The 1,103-nt window shown below is 71.0% G+C and carries 1 protein-coding gene; it reads right to left on the reverse strand.

Annotated features, from left to right (window positions below; translation table 11 throughout):
- Positions 1 to 159: 159 nt before the first annotated feature.
- Positions 160 to 999, reverse strand: coding sequence for a hypothetical protein (locus GA0115259_RS38590; protein WP_141716914.1), 840 nt, complete (start codon positions 997 to 999; stop codon positions 160 to 162).
- Between the last annotated feature and the right edge of the window lie 104 nt (positions 1,000 to 1,103).

Below are 1,103 nucleotides of genomic sequence, written 5' to 3' on the forward strand. Positions count from 1 at the left end.
CGGCCCCGGCCGCCCTCGGCGTATACGCGTGCCGTGAGCCCGGCGAAGGAGATCTCGTCCGGCGCGACCGCCTCCGCGATCCGCCCGGCCCAGACGTCCAGCGGTTCCGCACGTCCCGCACGGTCCGCGTCCGTGACCGCCTCGGAGCGCTCCGGCTCCTCACGACCATTCGACACGGAAGCTCCTGGTCCCGTCGAGCGACGTACCGCTGAGTGTCAGCGACGCCGAGTCCTCGGTCACGGTTCCCTCCAGCGTGGTGCCCGTCGCCATGCCGTACGGGAAGACCATGTACTGGCTGCACGGGAGGATCGGCTTCGGTACGAAGAGCTGGTTCAGCGCGGCTCCCTCGGCGGCGCCGGAATCGGTGAGGCTTCCGGAGATGTCGCCCGACCCGTCGTCCGAGAGCGACCAGTAGCTGATGGCCACCGGTTCGCCGTCCACGGTGTCGGTCCCGTCGAGCGCGGAGGTCACACCGAACGCTCCCGCCGGTGTCTGGCTGTCACTCGCCCAGGAGAGATGGAAGCCGTTCTCCTCTCCGCCGACCGGATCGTCGATGAGCAGCGTCGCCGGCAGCTCGTAGGACTCCGATGCCTCCGCGCAGCCCGGATCGGCGAAGCCGACGCTGATGGTCGCCGTGCCCGTCCACCGGCCGCGCGGCACTCCCGATGCCGTGTCCTCCTCGCCGGAGCTGTCCGAGGATGTGTCGCCCGCGCTGTCGTCCTCCTCGAAGGAGGTGTCGTCCGAGGACTCGTCGGTGATCTCCTCGGTCGGCGCGGATGTCTCCGCCACGGAGGGCGTGACCTGCGCCGTCGTCTCCGTGGGCGACGGCTCCGCCGTCATCGTGTAGCCGCTGCCCGACGGTTCGCCGGACACGTCGCCGCCGCCGCCACCGCAGGCGGTCAGTGCCGCCAGTCCGCCCAGACACACCGCCGCGAGTGCCGTCCTGCGTGCGTGGTGTCTTCCGTGCCTGATGACCGGACCCGGTCGTCGAATCGTCATCAAACCCCCCAGTTGTCATTGTTCCGCCGCACCGGCATTCCGCCTCATGGAGCACCGGTACGGCGGCTCCCCCATTGCTCGCGCGCCCCCCCGCGCGCCCGCCC

This window comes from Streptomyces sp. MnatMP-M17 (genome assembly GCF_900091995.1).
GTDB lineage: Bacteria > Actinomycetota > Actinomycetes > Streptomycetales > Streptomycetaceae > Streptomyces.